This window comes from Spirochaetota bacterium (genome assembly GCA_035477215.1).
Taxonomy (GTDB): Bacteria; Spirochaetota; UBA4802; order UBA4802; family UBA5368; genus MVZN01.
Genome location: DATIKU010000030.1, coordinates 45,446 through 59,613, shown reverse-complemented (window position 1 = coordinate 59,613; position 14,168 = coordinate 45,446). Strand labels below are relative to the sequence as shown.

Sequence of the window (14,168 nt, the reverse complement as noted above, 5' to 3'; positions counted from 1 at the left end):
ATAGCTTCCGGGAATACCCCACTCTAAAAAAAGGAACGGACTAAAAATAGTTTTGATAAAATACATTGTTTTAGGATGGCCTACCCCGACTGGCAGGTCAAGGATGTATGGTCATACCGGGACTGGTTGTCGGGACAGTCAAAAGTGCATGACCTTCGATACAGTCTGCGTGGGGTGGATGCATTTTAGATTTGAATTTTCCAGTTGCTACGATTATAGTGGCGTAATAAGAGAAGAACACGATTATAATTCGGAACGCTAAACTTTGGCGATGCGAATTCGATTATACCTTGCCGGGAAATAACGCGTACTCCCCGGGACTCACAACAAGACGGTTTTTGAAGACTCCGTCATCACCTTGATCTAAAAGGAGAATACTATGGCTTCAATGACAAAAAAGCGGGTTATGAAATCCATGGACGGCAATATGGCCGCGGCTCATGTAGCCTATGCCTTTACCGAGGTCGCCGCGATATATCCGATCACTCCGTCGACGCCGATGGCGGAGAATACCGACAAGTGGGCGGCCTACGGCATGAAGAATATTTTCGGCGACCAGGTGCATGTCGTAGAGATGCAGTCCGAGGCCGGGGCCGCCGCTGCCATGCACGGATCGCTCCAGGCCGGGGCGCTCACGACAACCTATACGGCATCTCAGGGATTGCTGCTCATGATCCCGAACATGTATAAGATCTCCGGCGAGCTTCTGCCGGGCGTTTTCCACGTGAGCGCTCGATCCCTCTCGGCGCACGCCCTCTCTATTTTCGGCGACCATGCCGACGTTTACGCAACGAGGCAGACCGGTTTCGCCATGCTTGCCACAGGAAGCATCCAGGAGATAATGGACCTCGGTGCGGTGGCGCATCTCTCCGCCATAAAGGGCCGGGTTCCATTTATGCATTTTTTCGATGGGTTCCGTTCATCGCACGAGATACAAAAGATCGAAGTTCTCGAATTCGACGAACTGGCCGGCCTCCTCGATAAAGACGCTCTCGAGCGGTTCAGAAAAAACGCCCTCAATCCGAATAAACCGGTGACGCGCGGAACGGCCATGAACCCTGACATTTACTTCCAGGTTCGCGAGGCCTCCAACCGGTGGTACGACGCCATCCCGGACATAGTCGATGAATACATGCAGCATATAAGCCGCTTAACGGGCCGCCAGTACCATCCCTTCGTTTATTATGGGGCGGATAATCCCGAGCATGTACTGATTGCAATGGGATCGGTCACCGAAACGATCCATGACGTAATAGACCACCTCGTATCGAAGGGTGAGAAAGTTGGACTTCTCAAGGTTCATTTGTACCGGCCGTTCTCCGAAAAATATTTTTCCAAGGCCATTCCTAAGTCGGTAAAACGCATAGCCGTCCTCGATCGCACGAAAGAACCGGGCGCCATGGGCGAACCCCTTTACCTTGACGTTAAAAACCTGTTTTATCAAAAGAAGGACGCCCCGGTTATCGTTGGCGGGCGTTACGGTCTCAGTTCCAAGGACACCACCCCCGGTCAGATACTTGCGGTATTCGAGAACCTCAAGCACTCCGATCCAAAGGACGGGTTTACCATCGGTATTGTCGATGACGTCACCTTTAAGTCGCTTCCGGTCACGGACGATGTGGACGTGGTCCCGGAAGGAACATTCAGCGCGCGCTTTTACGGGGTAGGTTCGGACGGCACCGTCAGCGCGAACAAAAATTCCATCACAATCATCGGTGACAACACAAATCTTTTCGCACAAGCCTATTTCGCATACGATTCGAAGAAATCCGGCGGCGTCACGGTATCCCACCTGCGTTTTGGGGAAAAGCCCATCAGGTCCACATATCTGGTCACCAGGCCCGATTTCGTGGCCTGCCATGTTTCGGCATACATGGAAAAGTACGATATGCTGCGCGGGATCAAGAAGGGCGGCACGTTTTTACTGAACAGCATTTGGGACGCCGAGGAGACAAAAAATCGCCTTCCCGATACGGTCAAAAGAACGCTCGCGGAGAATGAAATACGGTTTTTTATAATCAACGCAACACAGATCGCCGAGGATCTCGGCATGTCTGGTCGCACCAATACGATTATGCAGGCGGCGTTTTTCAAAGTGGCCAACGTAATCGCCTATGAGAAGGCCGTAACGGACATGAAGAATGCCATTAAAAAAACCTATGGCAAGAAAGGCGATGATATCGTCAACCTCAACAACGCCTCGGTCGAAAAAGGCGGAGAAAAGGTGATGGAGGTCCAAATCCCCGCGGAATGGAAGAACATCGTTCCGAAGAAAAAGCAGTCGGATGAGCAACTCCCCGAATTCATCGAGAAAATCGTCTATCCCATGAACAGTCTGGAGGGCGATCTGCTGCCGGTCAGCGCTTTTATTGACCGTGCAGACGGTACGTTTCCGCCCGGTACCTCGGCGTACGAGAAACGGGGGATTGCCGTCAATGTCCCGGAATGGCAGAGCGAGCATTGCATACAGTGTAACCAGTGCGCCTACGTCTGTCCGCACGCGGTCATCCGCCCCTTCCTCCTTAATGAAAAAGAGCTGAAAAATATGCCCGTGGGCACGGTGACAATCGAAGCGAAGGGCAAGGAACTCGACGGACTTCACTATAAAATCCAGATAAGCCCGCTCGACTGCACGGGCTGTGGAGTCTGCGCGGATGTCTGCCCTTCAAAGCAGAAGGCCCTCATCATGAAGCCGCTCGAAACGCAGCTCGCCGAGGCTCCACGATGGGAATACTTTGCGCACAAAGTCTCAATCAAGGACAATCTGATGAGTAAGACCACCGTGAAGGGCAGCCAGTTTGCCAAGCCCCTGTTCGAGTTTTCGGGCGCGTGCGCGGGGTGCGGCGAGACTCCCTATATCAAACTCATCACCCAGCTCTACGGAGATCGGATGATGATCGCCAACGCCACCGGCTGTTCCTCAATTTACGGGGGCTCGGCGCCGGCAACGCCCTACTGTGTCAATGCCGACGGCTGCGGTCCGTCATGGGCCAGTTCGCTCTTCGAAGATGCCGCCGAGTACGGGTACGGGATGTTCCTCGGGGTGGGCAAGATGCGCAACAGGATCGTTATCGCCGCCGAAAAATATCTGGCCGGCGGGGCCTCGGCGGAACTTAAATCGGCGCTTAAGGAATGGATGGAGGGAAAGGACGACGCCGAGAAATCGAAGGCCGCCGCCGCAAAACTGGTTCCTCTTCTGGAAAAAGACGGCGGCGAGCTTGCCGCCGAGATGCTTTCTTTTAAAGATTACCTGGTAAAACGCTCAATATGGGTGTTTGGCGGAGACGGCTGGGCTTACGACATCGGTTTCGGCGGTCTTGATCATGTCATCGCCTCCGGCGATGACATCAATCTGCTGGTAATGGATACCGAGATATATTCCAACACCGGCGGCCAGTCGTCGAAGGCGACACCGACGGCGGCAGTGGCACAGTTCGCCGCGGCGGGAAAGCGCACTCGCAAAAAAGACCTGGGCCTTATGGCAATGAGCTACGGATATGTGTATGTAGCCCAGGTGGCCATGGGGGCAAACCAGAACCAGTTTATAAAAGCGCTGGTGGAGGCCGAGGCCTACCCGGGACCATCGGTGATTATAGCCTATTCGCCCTGTATCAGCCACGGACTTCGCGCCGGTATGAGCAAGTCGCAGGAGGAGTCCAAACGTGCGGTTGAATCCGGTTACTGGCAGCTCTACCGTTACAATCCGATGCTCGAAAAAGAAGGCAAGAACCCGTTCGTACTCGATTCGAAGGAGCCCAAATTTGAGCAGTTCCGGGAGTTTCTCATGGGCGAAATCCGTTATTCCTCGCTCCAACACGAATTCCCGGCCGCTGCCGAAGATCTCTTCAAGGCGGCGGAGGATAACGCGCGCTGGCGGTACAAGACATACAGTCGTCTTGCCGCTCTCGATTATTCGAGTTAAACCGGATATTTCCTGCAGATAAAAAGACAGGCCGACTCGAAACAGGGTCGGCCCTTTTTCTGTCTTTCAGTTTTTTAAAGGCCGGCGCTCTATTCATTTTCGGGAAATTGCGGGCTATGGAAATCAACCCTCACTCCATGCCTGCTTTTTCAATATCACGAAGCAGAAATCTTCGGACCCCCGCTTATGCTCTGCATGTCCGAAGACCGATTCGACAACCGACGCGATGAAAATAAACCGTTTTCTTTGATTTTAAAGCCTGCATGTCCCGAGCCATAAAATTTACACAAAACGAACTAAAAGTTCAGGTTTCTTTCTTGACACCCGTCGGCATAGGGCGTTTCAAGTAGAGATACCGCGATGATCGGTTTTACGGAAGACGGGCATGGTCAACGGTTGCCGATCGCGGTAAATATAAAGAGAACTAATGAGGTGGCTATGGTCAACTATAAAGAGTTGGGACTCGTAAACACCCGCGATATGTTCAAGGCGGCCGTAAAGGGCGGATACGCCATCCCCGCGTATAATTTCAACAACATGGAACAGCTGCAGGCGATAGTCATCGCGTGCGCGCAGACACGCTCCCCGGTGATCATTCAGGTGTCCAAGGGAGCAAGGGAATATGCCAACGAGACTCTGTTGCGCTACCTCGCTCTCGGCGCCGTGAAAATGTCGGAGGATATGGGCGTGCGCCTCCCGATCGCTCTGCACCTCGACCACGGGGACAGCTATGAGTTGTGTGTGTCGTGCATAGAAAACGGTTTTTCCTCGGTGATGATTGACGGCTCGCACCTGCCGTACGAAAAGAACGTCGAGCTTACCACGCGTGTCGTGGAATACGCCCACCGGTATGACGTCACCGTGGAAGGCGAGCTCGGCGTGCTCGCCGGAATAGAAGACGAGGTCTCGTCGGAGGTTACGCACTATACGAAGCCCGACGAGGTCGAGGACTTCGTACAAAAGACCGGAGTCGATTCCCTGGCAATATCGATCGGGACAAGCCACGGCGCGTACAAGTTCAAGCCGGGCGCCGGCGTCCCGGAACTGCGGTTTGACATCCTCGAGGAGGTCGAGCGGCGCATTCCGGGCTTTCCTATTGTGCTGCACGGGGCGTCTTCGGTAGTGCAGGAATATGTCGAAATGATCAACCGGTACGGAGGGAAGATAAAGGACGCGCTCGGCGTGCCGGAGGAACAGCTGCGCAGGGCCGCGGCCTCGGCCGTGTGCAAGATCAACATCGACTCCGACGGCCGTCTCGCCATGACGGCCAGGATCCGCGAGGCTTTGGCGAAGGATCCGTCCAATTTCGATCCCCGCAAATACCTGGCGCCGGCGCGTGAGGAGCTTATAAAGATGATCAAACAGAAGAACATTAGCGTGCTCGGCTCCAGCGGAAAGATGTAATGCTTACAAAACCGCAATTCGAGCTTGCAATGGCCCTCCTTGGCGGGGCCTCGAAGGCTAAGGACGTCGACGACTATCTGAAAACTTGCGTCGATGCCATCCAGAAGGAGATGTCGCCGCTTTCAACGGCTGGGTACATATCCATAGAGTCCGAGGAAAAACTGGTGCTGGTGGGGGAGGCGGGCGGTAATTTCGACCGGCATATCGGCGCATTCCCCAACTTCTCGCTCATGGTGCGCAGGGCCATCAAGAAAAAGAGCGTCATATATCTCCCCGCGTCCGAGGCCGAAGCACGCGAAGGCCTCGCAGTAACGGCGGTTCTCGTGCCGCTGGTCGGCGGTGATAAAACAATGGGCATGATCGGAGTAGTGTTCGATATCGGTGAGCTCGCACGGCAGAGACAGAACGTCAATTTTTATCAGCTGTCGGGCAGAATCATCGGTTCATCGGCGCTCTTCAGGGAGCAGATCGCGGAGCTGCAGGGGATGGAAAAGGTGAATCCCGAAGAGATGTATTCCGAAAAAATTACGAGCCTCGGAGTGCTCTCCTCGAGCGTCGCACACGAGTTCAACAATATATTCGCGGTGATTCAGGGATATGCCGAGCTCATCAACATGCAGAGCCCGGAATCGAAATCGATTCAAAACGCCGTCTCGGTTATCGACAACCAGACCGAGCGGGGCGCCCGGCTCATCGAGAGCCTCAATGTCTTTGTAAAAGGCAAAAACGCGAAGTTGCAGCACCACCAGCTTGGCGAGATCGTGGGCGAGGTCGTTTCGATGCAGAGGTCAGTCATGGAAAAGGAGGGGATCGAGATAACCGTACGAAACGGACATATCCCCCGGGTCCTCGTCGACCGCGAACAGGTGAAGGAAGCAATACTCAACGTACTGCAAAACTCCATTCACACCCTGGACCGGGACGAGCCCGGTCTCATTGAGATCTCGACCGAATACCTGGACGAGAAGGTGGTTCTGACCATTCGGGACAATGGAAGCGGCATGACCCGCGATCAGGTCGACATGGCGATACATCCATTTATGGGCGGATTAACACCTACGGACGGGCGCGACATCCGCGGCGGGAAGGAGGCCACCGGCTTGTGGCTCGCAGTGGCGTATGGCATCATGCAGAGCCACGGAGGTCTGCTCACCATCGCGAGCGATAAGGATAACGGCAAGGAGATATACCTTGTGTTTCCGCGCACCGAACTGGGCGACGATAAGGGCGCGCGATACGAGCAAAGCGAAGTGGTGTTCTTCGGGGATACGCGGATTCTCATAGTCGACGACGAGGATCCCATACGCGAATTCCTCTCGCGGGCGTTCGACGCGGCGGGCTACCAGGTAATTGCCGTATCAAGCGGAGAGGAGGCCGTCGAGATGTGCGGGTTCGAAGACATCGATATTGTGTTTCTGGATTACCTCATGCCCGGTATAAAAGGTGACAAGGTTTTCGAGATGATAAAAAAGGTGAGCCCCTCGACCGACATCGTCTTCATCACCGGGGTCGACGAAATTCCCGGCGTGAACACGCTGCTCGACCAGGGGCTGGCTTATATTCTTAAAAAGCCGTTCAAGATAGACAAAATACTAAAAGTTACCAACGACCTGATTTACAAAAGAATAAATCACAAGCGGATATAGTACTACTCCGATTTCACCACACGCTCGGCCTGCACCGCGAGAAATTTGACCAGCGTCTTCTCGGAGATAAAGCCGATGTTGACGAGAATGATGCCCATGAGTCCGCCTTCTTTTTTCTGCACCTCGAGCGCCTTGTCGAGCTGCTCGCGGGTTATCTCCCCGTTTTCGAGCAGCATTTCTCCCAGCAGCGGCTTTGCCATAGTATTTCCTCCAGGTTGTGTTCTTACAATAATCGATTAACGGCGTCTTTCCAGAGCTTTCTCTGGGCTGATCGTTCCTTTTCGGAATATTGAGGAATGTATCGCGTAACGATCCGGTTCTGCTTGGCGACCTCGTCGATCGAATTATACAGTCGGGCCGAAAGCCCCGCGAGGTACGCCGCGCCGAGCGCGGTCGACTCGATCACCTCCGGCAGAAGGACCGGGATGCCCAGTATGTCGGCCTGAAACTGCATCAGGTACGACCCTCTCGTCGCCCCGCCGTCCGCGCGCAGTTCGTGAATGGTCTTACCCGAGTCCTGCTGCATCACCTCGATGACGTCCATGGACTGGAACGCGATGGACCGCAGGGCGGCGCGTATGATCTGCTCGCGCGTGGTGTCGCGGGTGAGACCGAAGATGGCACCGCGCGCGTCCATCTTCCAGTACGGCGCTCCCAGCCCAACGAAGGCCGGGATCATTACCACCTCGTCGTCCTTCTCGAAGGACATGGCGAGCCTGTCGGAATCCGGGCTTTGCTCGAAAAATTTCATGTAATCGCGCAGCCACTGCACCACGGCCCCGGCGACGAAGACGGAGCCCTCGAATGCATAAGCCGGCTTGCCGAGCGGGTTGCAGGCGATCGTGGTGAGGAGGCCCTTGTCGGAAAGAATGAAGGAGTCGCCCGTGTTCAGCAGCATAAAACAACCGGTGCCGTAGGTGTTCTTGATGGTCCCCTCGAAAACGCAGTTTTGACCCACCATGGCTGCCTGCTGATCACCGGCGATTCCGCCGATCGGGACACCGTCGGGAATACCGGGGGCGCCGAGCGTTTCACCGAAGAACGAGGACGAATCGCGCACTTCGGGAAGGATGTTCACGGGGATGCCGAGTATCTCGAGCAGCTCGCGGTCCCAGCGTTTGTCGACTATATTGAAGACGAGCGTTCGGGAGGCGTTGGTATAATCGGTCTTGTGCGATTTTCCTCCGGTGAGTTTCCATAGGATCCAGGTATCGATGGTGCCGAAGAAGAGTTTGCCCGATTTGGCGAGCTCTTTGACGCCGGAGACATTGTCGAGCATCCACTTTATCTTTGTGCCGGAAAAATAGGCATCCACCAAGAGGCCCGTTTTTTTCTTGAAGCTTTCCTCGAGGCCCCCACTCTTTAAATCGTTGCAGATTTCGGTCGTCCTCCGGCACTGCCATACGATGGCGTTGTATACGGGCTTTCCGGTGTCCTTGTTCCAGAGGACGGCGGTCTCGCGCTGGTTGGTTATGCCGATGGTCAGAGCGTCGGCCGGGTCGAGATTTCCCCCGGCGATGGCCTCGGTGATCAGACCCGCGATGGATGACCAGATTTCCTCGGGATCGTGCTCGACCCATCCGGGGCGTGGAAAGTACTGGGTGAACTCGCGGTAGGCGCTCGAAAGGGGATAGCCAGCCTCATCGAAGCAGAATACGCGGTTTCCGGTGGTGCCCAAATCAAGAGCGATGATAAACTTCTTACCCATGCGCAAACCCCGAGAATTTATGATATTTCGACTGGACCAGAGCGCCATGGAAGATTAACTTGTTTTTGGTCTGTGTCAATTAAAAATACCGGCCCGATGCCGAAAAATACAGTAGGGTCTTTGAATCACCTGGGGCTGTCCAGTACACGCATGAACGATAAGGCATTGCCGGGGAAAGGCGGGGAGGCGGGATGAACCGAATGGAGAAAGTGCATAAAGGAGACGCGACGTTTTTTATCGCGGAAATCGGTATTAATCACAACGGAAACCGCGACGAAGCGCTCTCCATGATCGAAGCGGCCGCGGGGGCCGGGGCCGACGCCGTCAAACTCCAGACCTTTGTTCCGGAGGAGATGTACTCACGTTACACGAACTCGATGCTGCGGGGAGAAAAAAACCTCGTGGCGGATACCGCGCAAATCGATTTTTTCCGACGCTTCGTTCTGGGAGAGGATGACTATCATGAGCTTAAAAGAGCGGCGGAGGCGGCGAACCTTGTCTTTTTTTCCTCCGCCTTCGATATTCAATCTGTCGAAATGCTCGAGCGGGTCGGCATCCCCCTGTACAAGCTCGCCTCTTCGGAGGTAACGAACACTCCGCTCCTCGAGCGCGTATCCGCCACCGGCAAACCCGTCATCATGTCCACCGGAATATCCACCGGCGATGAGATCGGGCGTGCCATCGACACACTCCGGCGGGGCGGAACGAGCGGCATCATCCTGCTTCACTGCGTCGCTCTATATCCGCTCCCTTGCGACAAGGCCAACCTTTCGCGGATATCGTCGCTTCGCGAACGCTTCGGCATTCCGGTGGGATTTTCGGATCATTCAACCGACGGGAGGGGCTGCGCGCTCGCCGCGATGCTCGGTGCGCGCGTTTTCGAGAAGCACTTCATGCCGGAAGAGGGGTATGACTGCCCGGATGCGGCCGTGTCGCTTTCCCCGGCGGAGTTTCGCCGCATGAGGGGCGATGTCGAGACGGCGATGGAAATGATGGGCGATGGGCGCATCGACTATGACTTTTCTGAAAAAGAGGTTGCAAATTCGGCACGCAGAAGCCTCTTTAGCAGAAGGCCCCTTCGCGCCGGCGAAGCGCTGGACCGGGACGCGGTTGCGGTCAAGCGACCCGGCGTGGGAATGCCGGTCGCGGATCTGAGGCGAATGCTGGGCCGCACGAGCCGGCGTGACATCCCGGAAGACTTCCCATTGCGTCTGGAAGATTTCGAATAAAGGATATTGATCGAGAGATGAACATGAAATGGGTGTTATTGCCGTTGGTGCTGATATTCGCGGGAGGGTGTGCGTTAATGCCCGTCCGCGACGACTCGATTTTTTCGCCGGCGCAAAAAAAGATGCTCGAGAAAACCAGCGAGGCGCTCGATTACGGATTCGGCTTCGATGATGAGATAGAGATCGATTACATCCACTCGCATTCGTTCAGCGAAACGAACATGCCGGCAAGGGAGAAGGCGCTGGCGGCGGCGCTCCAGGATTTTAGTCCGGACGATATCCTGGAGTTCTATAAAAAGCTATACCGCCTCGGGGCGATGATGCGTCACAGAATGTCCGCATACGAGATTGAAAGAGACTGGAAGCAGTATACCTATGTCAAAAACTATCTGATCCCCCCTCTTGATACCTTTACCGGCCATATCAGAAAGCAACTGCTTGCGAAAAACCCTTTGATAGAGCCGCGACTGCCGAAATTACACGCCTCGATCGAAGAGGCCGTAGCGGAGTATTATTACGAACTTGAAATGGAGGTCCTCCGCGACCAATGGCGGCTGTAAAAAAATCCCCATGTCGCCATGGGGATGTGCTTGAAGTATATCAGCCGGCATCAGCCCGCCTGATATTAGCACTCACTGGTGCTGAGTGCTAATAAACTATACCCAATTTCTGGACATTCGGCAAGCATTTTTTATTGATATGCGCAGACTGGTTAGTACGTAGGCGCAACAATCGGCCGAACAAGGGGGTGCAGCCCCTTGTTCTGAGTTAAGGCAAAGCTGTTTTTCTGCTGTTTTAAGGCGAATATCCCAACTGTGCCGAAACCTGGCCGGTCGTATAGCGTACGGCGGTTATCATCTTTTCGCGATTTTTCCGGATATTTTCCGCTTTGCCGGTGATGACAAAAGCGGCCACGGCCTGTCCTGTGTAATTGAAAATCGGCCCGCCGATGCCCGCCAGTCCCACTATCGACTCCTCGTTGTCGAACGCGACACCTTCGTGTTTCACCCGGTCAAGCTCCGCAATAAAGCGCTCGCGATCATCGATTGTATTCGCCGTAAGCTTCTCGAAGGAGTAATTCTTGAGGAGGGCGCCTCGCTCGTCTGGAGACAGATGGGCGTGGAGAAGCTTCCCGATGCAGGTGGTATGGACGGGTATTACCGAGCCGGCCTGCGGAAAGACCATAAATCGGTTTTCAGGTTCGACCCTGAGCACCACGATCACCTTGTCTCCGACCAGCATGCCGACGTTCACCGGCTCCATGAACTGAAAGCACAACCGTTCCATCCAAGCCCGCGCGATGATGACCAGGTCCATGTTGGTGGCGTATTTCATCCCCAGTTGGAAAAGCGCGGGGCCAAGGCGGTATTTGGAGGTGATGTGGTCCTTTTCAAGGAACTTCAGCGCCTCCAGGGTCCGGACGATGCTCGAGATGGTGGTTTTAGGCAGCGCGAGGCGGTGGGCGAAATCCGTAATACCCATTGTACGCTTCTCCTGGATAAAAATGCCGAGTATGTCCGAGGCCCTCTTGATGGATTGAATGAGCCTTCTTTGCTTTAACGTCATAGACGCCCTTCCTCCGCCCGCAGGAAATATTTTTATTTTAATGCGCTTATCTTATTGACATATTAGCAGAGATGCGAAAACAATAGAACAGTGTACGATATTATCGTACACTGTCAAGTACGAAATTTCGTCGCCATACTGTTGCCGGGATGGCACGCCCGGAGCCGGTGCGGTCGGCGTCCTCGTAATTCCAAACGAAAGGGTGAGAATGCATGAATACGATCCGGCAATTTCACGACGTAATCAACGACAGCGACGGATACGCACGGCGTCTTAAAAACGACTCGGGGAAAAAGATCCTCGGATACTTCTGCTCATATACGCCCGAGGAGATCATTCACGCCGCGGGGATTCATCCACTCAGGCTTTTCGGGACCCGCTCGGCCATCGCCCACGCGGACGCCCATTTGCAGGCATACAGTTGTTCGCTGGTGCGCGGCGTACTCGAGGAGGCCCTTGCGGGAAGACTCGAGTTCCTCGACGGTGCGGTGTTCCCCCATACCTGCGATTCAATCCAGCGACTCTCGGACATCTGGCGTCTCAATCTGAAGTTCAGTTTTCATTCCGACGTGGTGCTGCCGGTGAAGCTTGATACGTCGAGCGCGAGGCAATACATGGGGGATGTATTGCGCAAGTTCAAACGCGAGCTCGAAATGGACCTTGGCCTCAGTATTACCGACGCGCAGCTCTCAAAGTCGATCAAAACCTTCAACACGATAAAGCGCGCGCTCGGGAAAATATACCGTCTGCGAAGCGCGAATCCCGGGCTGATAGCGGGAGCGGACGTCTACGCGCTCGTAAAGAGTGCAATGATCATGGACCGGGCGGACGCCGCGGAAAAGCTTACGGCCGTTGCTGACCAACTGGAAAAAACGAAGGCCGCGGGGGCCGATTCAGGGAAGCGTATCGTTTTAAGCGGCGGGCTCTGCGACCATGCCGACATCTATTCGATAATCGAAAAATCGGGCGGCGCGGTGGTCTGGGACGACCTTTGCACAGGGTCGCGCTATTTTGAGGGCCTGGTGTCCGAGGGCGGCGATCCCATCGAAGCGCTCGCGGACCGGTTTACCGAACGCGTCGTGTGCCCGGCGAAGCATTCGTCCATCACGGCCAGGGGCGACGGTATAGTGGGCATCGCGAAGGAGCACCGCGCGTCGGGCGTCATCTTTTTGCTGTTGAAATTCTGCGATCCGCACTCCTTCGACTATCCGTACATGAAGGAGATGCTGGACCGGGAGGGCGTCCCGAGCATGCTGATGGAGATCGAGCAGGACCTTCCTTCTGAGGGACAGCTCTCGACGCGCTTTGAGGCCTTTATCGAGATGCTGCGTTAGGCAAAATCATAAGCCGCTTCCGGGCGGCGGCTGGCCGGATGTCGTTCGATATCAATCGAGGAGAAAAATCATGTCTGAAGAACATTTAAAGAAGGACCCCGAGAAGGAAAAGATGAAGGTCAAATCCATCAAGAAAATGAAGGAGATAATGACCGCGTACTATATAGACGCAAAAACCGCCGCGCAGAACGGAAAGAAGGTCGCCTGGATCACCAGCGGCGGTCCCGTAGAGCCACTCATCGTTATGGACGCAATACCGGTCTACCCGGAAAACCACGGTGCCATGATCGGCGCTTCCAAGATGGGAGTGGACCTCTGCGAGAAGGCCGAGGACATGGGATATTGCCGCGACATCTGTTCGTACGCCCGCTCGGACATCGCGGCCTCCACGGTAAACGGCGGTCCCATAGGGGGGCTCCCCGCCCCGGATTTCCTGGTGTGCTGCAACAACATCTGCGGCACGGTGCTCAAATGGTACGAGGTGCAGGCCCGCTACTACAAGGTGCCGCTTTTCATCTTCGACACGCCGTTCTGCCACACCGAGTTTTCGAGCGAAGCAAGGAAGTACGTCCGCAGCCAGATCGATGAGTATATAAAATTCCTCGAGGTGGTATGCGGTAAAAAGTTCGATATGGATAAAATGAAGGAGGTCGGCAGGCTTTCCCTGCAGGGCCAGCGCCTCTGGCAGGACGTGCTTGACACTACAATGAACAAACCGGCGCCCATGTCGGCCTTCGACGCGTTTTTCCACCTTGCCCTCATCGTGACGCTCCGGGGGACGCAGACGGCGGTGGACTACTATACGATGCTGCTCGAAGAGATGAAGGAGCGCGCGGCGCAAAAGATCGGCGCCGTCCCGAACGAACGCTACCGCCTGCTGTGGGACAACCTGCCGGTATGGTTCAAGACCAAGTGGCTCTCCGATAAGTTCGCCTCGTACGACGCGTGCCTGGTCGCCGATACCTACACCTCCGCGTGGTGCGGCTCGCTCGAATACCTCGACGAGAACGATTTCCTCGGCTCCATGGTCGAAGGCTACACGCGTATCTATCTCAATATCGGCGTGGACGAGATGCTCAAGATCATCAAGAAAATGATCAAAAAGTACGACGTGGACGGGATCGTTATGCATTCAAACCGCAGCTGCAAGCCGTACTCGCTGGGCCAGTACGACATCATGAAATCCCTGCAGCGCGATACGGGCCTGCCCAGTCTTATGATCGAGGCCGACATGGTCGACGAACGCGCCTGGAGCGAAAGCCAGATCGAAACCCGCATCGACGCGTTCATGGAGATCATCAAACAGAAAAAGGGATGAACAACCGATCGACGCGACCGTCAGGACGCGCCATAACCATT

At 55.0% G+C, this 14,168-nt stretch carries 10 protein-coding genes; 7 read left to right on the top strand and 3 right to left on the bottom strand.

What is annotated here, in order from left to right; all coding sequences use genetic code 11:
• Positions 1 to 388 precede the first annotated feature (388 nt).
• The 3 genes from nifJ to VLM75_06220 all read left to right on the top strand — a co-directional run bounded on the left by nifJ (position 389) and on the right by VLM75_06220 (position 6,972).
• Positions 389 to 3,922 (top strand): pyruvate:ferredoxin (flavodoxin) oxidoreductase, encoded by a 3,534-nt coding sequence (gene nifJ, locus VLM75_06230; protein HSV96520.1) that lies wholly within the window; start codon positions 389 to 391, stop codon positions 3,920 to 3,922.
• A 438-nt stretch (positions 3,923 to 4,360) separates the two neighbouring features.
• A complete protein-coding gene (locus tag VLM75_06225) occupies positions 4,361 to 5,326 on the top strand; it encodes a class II fructose-bisphosphate aldolase (GenBank protein HSV96519.1) in 966 nt (321 codons plus the stop codon).
• Complete coding sequence (locus tag VLM75_06220) at positions 5,326 to 6,972, top strand: response regulator (GenBank protein HSV96518.1); 1,647 nt, start codon at positions 5,326 to 5,328, stop codon at positions 6,970 to 6,972. The genes VLM75_06225 and VLM75_06220 overlap by 1 nt, the downstream gene beginning before the upstream one ends.
• Positions 6,973 to 6,974: 2 nt before the next feature.
• Here the strand turns inward: VLM75_06220 and VLM75_06215 are convergent, their stop codons facing one another.
• Together VLM75_06215 and glpK are read right to left on the bottom strand one after the other, a co-directional pair.
• Positions 6,975 to 7,172 (bottom strand): hypothetical protein, encoded by a 198-nt coding sequence (locus VLM75_06215; protein HSV96517.1) that lies wholly within the window; start codon positions 7,170 to 7,172, stop codon positions 6,975 to 6,977.
• Positions 7,173 to 7,195: 23 nt separating this feature from the next.
• A complete protein-coding gene (glpK, locus tag VLM75_06210; protein HSV96516.1) occupies positions 7,196 to 8,680 on the bottom strand; it encodes a glycerol kinase GlpK in 1,485 nt (494 codons plus the stop codon).
• Between the two features lie 200 nt (positions 8,681 to 8,880).
• Between glpK and VLM75_06205 the strand changes: the two genes are divergently transcribed.
• Positions 8,881 to 9,909: an N-acetylneuraminate synthase family protein gene (locus VLM75_06205; GenBank protein HSV96515.1), complete on the top strand. Its 1,029-nt coding sequence runs from the start codon at positions 8,881 to 8,883 to the stop codon at positions 9,907 to 9,909.
• Positions 9,910 to 9,986: 77 nt separating this feature from the next.
• Positions 9,987 to 10,469: a hypothetical protein gene (locus tag VLM75_06200; GenBank protein HSV96514.1), complete on the top strand. Its 483-nt coding sequence runs from the start codon at positions 9,987 to 9,989 to the stop codon at positions 10,467 to 10,469.
• A 235-nt stretch (positions 10,470 to 10,704) separates the two neighbouring features.
• Here the strand turns inward: VLM75_06200 and VLM75_06195 are convergent, their stop codons facing one another.
• Positions 10,705 to 11,475, bottom strand: a complete 771-nt coding sequence (locus VLM75_06195) for an IclR family transcriptional regulator (protein HSV96513.1) — start codon at positions 11,473 to 11,475, stop codon at positions 10,705 to 10,707.
• Between the two features lie 212 nt (positions 11,476 to 11,687).
• On the opposite strand from VLM75_06195, the gene VLM75_06190 reads away from it, so the two are divergent.
• Entirely contained in the window at positions 11,688 to 12,809 is a 1,122-nt protein-coding gene (locus VLM75_06190) for a 2-hydroxyacyl-CoA dehydratase family protein (GenBank protein ID HSV96512.1), read from the top strand.
• A gap of 70 nt (positions 12,810 to 12,879) precedes the next feature.
• Positions 12,880 to 14,127, top strand: coding sequence for a 2-hydroxyacyl-CoA dehydratase family protein (locus VLM75_06185; GenBank protein ID HSV96511.1), 1,248 nt, complete (start codon positions 12,880 to 12,882; stop codon positions 14,125 to 14,127).
• Positions 14,128 to 14,168 lie beyond the last annotated feature (41 nt).

Excerpts from the sequence above, each read along its gene's own strand:
- VLM75_06215 (HSV96517.1), bottom strand. The coding sequence starts at position 7,172 with ATGGCAAAGCCGCTGCTGGGAGAAATGCTGCTCGAAAACGGGGAGATA.
- VLM75_06190 (HSV96512.1), top strand. The coding sequence starts at position 11,688 with ATGAATACGATCCGGCAATTTCACGACGTAATCAACGACAGCGACGGA.
- VLM75_06220 (HSV96518.1), top strand. The coding sequence starts at position 5,326 with ATGCTTACAAAACCGCAATTCGAGCTTGCAATGGCCCTCCTTGGCGGG.
- VLM75_06200 (HSV96514.1), top strand. The coding sequence starts at position 9,987 with ATGCCCGTCCGCGACGACTCGATTTTTTCGCCGGCGCAAAAAAAGATG.
- VLM75_06185 (HSV96511.1), top strand. The coding sequence starts at position 12,880 with ATGTCTGAAGAACATTTAAAGAAGGACCCCGAGAAGGAAAAGATGAAG.
- VLM75_06205 (HSV96515.1), top strand. The coding sequence starts at position 8,881 with ATGGAGAAAGTGCATAAAGGAGACGCGACGTTTTTTATCGCGGAAATC.
- nifJ (HSV96520.1), top strand. The coding sequence starts at position 389 with ATGACAAAAAAGCGGGTTATGAAATCCATGGACGGCAATATGGCCGCG.
- VLM75_06195 (HSV96513.1), bottom strand. The coding sequence starts at position 11,475 with ATGACGTTAAAGCAAAGAAGGCTCATTCAATCCATCAAGAGGGCCTCG.
- glpK (HSV96516.1), bottom strand. The coding sequence starts at position 8,680 with ATGGGTAAGAAGTTTATCATCGCTCTTGATTTGGGCACCACCGGAAAC.
- VLM75_06225 (HSV96519.1), top strand. The coding sequence starts at position 4,361 with ATGGTCAACTATAAAGAGTTGGGACTCGTAAACACCCGCGATATGTTC.